The organism is Nocardia sp. NPDC005746, assembly GCF_040630785.1.
Lineage (GTDB): Bacteria > Actinomycetota > Actinomycetes > Mycobacteriales > Mycobacteriaceae > Nocardia.
In genome coordinates, this window is sequence record NZ_JBEXYE010000047.1 from 1 (window position 1) to 1,543 (window position 1,543).

The 1,543-nt window shown below is 65.1% G+C and carries 1 pseudogene; it reads right to left on the minus strand.

The window, feature by feature from the left end:
* Nucleotides 1-716, minus strand: a pseudogene (locus ABZ412_RS35810) (hypothetical protein); the annotation flags it as partial.
* Nucleotides 717-1,543 lie beyond the last annotated feature (827 nt).

Genomic DNA, 1,543 nt, shown 5'->3' on the forward strand with positions numbered 1-1,543 from the left:
TCTGCTGCGGGGTTGACCTTCACAGTGAGGGTGGTGGGCTTGCCGACGGTGGCGCCGGTGATCGGGTTGAGGGTGATAGCGCTCTGCCCGGCCGGCGTGGTGTGCTCGGATGAGCCGGATGAGCCGGGCGACTGCTGTTGGGCCGCGGGCCCCAGCACGACGCGCACGGACTGCAGGAAGTCGGGCAGCTGCAGGCTCGACCCGTCGGCGACCTCGCGGACGTTCAACGCGATGTCGTTGCTGACGGGGTTGATGACAGCACCGTCGACACGGCCCGACAACGCCGCGGGCAGATTCTGGATCCAGCCGGTCAACTGACCGAGCTGGTCGCGCAACGTGCGCTCGCTACGCGGCTGGTCCTGCACCCGGTACCCGGCGACCTCGACCGCGGTACGCGCCGCGGCCTGGTCCGGCCCCGTGGCCACACCGATCATCGGCGCACCCGACGAGTCGAGCCAGGCACCGGCGAAGGACTCGGGGAACTGCGCGCGCATCGAATCGGCGAACGCCGCCAGCTGCTGACCGGCCTCCGCCCTGTCGAGGTACTGGGTCGAGGTGAGCCCGAGATCGCGCTGGATCGCGGCCACCAACGCCGCGGGCAGCGCGGGCGACGCCGGCGCGTCGGGCTCCGCGTGAACAAGGGACGCGGCGGGCACGGCAACCAGCAGCGCTGCGGCGCCGATCAGCGCGGCGCGGCGAGTATGAAAACTACGCATGAGGATCTTTCAAATGGTGGGTAGACGAACATGATCGAGGCGCCGAAGCTCACGAAGCGAGATAGGGAGCAATTTCTCCAGCGCTATTCAGAACTGCGCACCGCGAATCCTGGCGTTTGCTTCGAGAAGCACCGAAAAACCCTGAAATGCAATAGCGTTCAGCGTTCCGTCGGCATTCACAATGAGGTTCCGAAGTTGCGGCGACTGCAATTTCTGCGGCTCGTCGGACGATGCCCGGCTCGGGCAGGGTTGAGGCGGGCACCGTCCGACGGCCGTGGTCAGCCCGCCTTGTGCGTGCTGGACGAGCCGGTGCTCAGCACCTTCGTCGGCTCCGCGACAATGGCATCCGGCCCCAAATTGCCCAGGAACCCATTCTTCATCTCCGTCGCTCGGGTGGTGCAAGCGAGTCACGCTCACACCGGAGACATTAGCCAGGGCGGGATTCACAGAGAAATCACATTTTCGGGTCCATCCACAACTATCAATTGTTGTTCTTTACAGTAACATTCGGCAGGTAATCGCCGCCACGGTCGGCCTGGTGACAACACGATCGCGATGACTCACCAGTCGGGTGCGGTGACCCGGCCCCTCCGCACCGGGAGAGGTAGAAGCTGCAACGCGGCTCGGAGAGCATCCGCTTCTGCCGCATGCCATGCTGCTCGGAACGGCCAACGCGAGGCTTCGGATGATTGACCGGCAGCACACATCTGGTGCGGGGCGAACGCACTCTACTGGCTCCCCTTTATGTCAAGGCGTTGCTGCGGGTGCGGGGTTAACCTTGTTGGTGGCGGGTCCGGGATGTGGCTTTTCCGAAGGATCGGTGTGCG